The sequence below is a fragment of the Streptomyces hilarionis genome (genome assembly GCF_024539675.1).
Classification (GTDB): Bacteria; Actinomycetota; Actinomycetes; order Streptomycetales; family Streptomycetaceae; genus Streptomyces; species Streptomyces hilarionis.
In genome coordinates this window covers 1-248 of sequence record NZ_JAHHIT010000834.1, presented here as the reverse complement: position 1 = coordinate 248, position 248 = coordinate 1, and the positions used below count along the sequence as shown (strand labels likewise).

Sequence of the window (248 nt, the reverse complement as noted above, 5' to 3'; positions counted from 1 at the left end):
GCAGATAACCGGTTGTTTCGTGATACCAGTATTTCAACCTCCGCGCGTCCTCGCCAACCGGCTCCATCAATGCCAAAGGAGGTTTGGTTTGCCTCAGTTCCTGCAATTCGCCTTGCAACCGTATGACTTCCTGCTCGGACGCCTTGAGCCTAGCTTGAAACTGCCGGTCGCGAGACTTGAGGCTGGCGGCGAGGTCCTGCCCCACCGCGAGCTTGCCCAGTCGGATTTGCCCCGGAACTGGATTATCA

1 protein-coding gene is annotated in these 248 nt (G+C 57.7%); it reads right to left on the bottom strand.

Features of this window, described 5'->3' with window-relative positions; genetic code table 11:
* The coding region (locus tag KMS84_RS40500; RefSeq protein ID WP_256921650.1) for a hypothetical protein at positions 1-248 on the bottom strand (248 nt) is incomplete at both ends.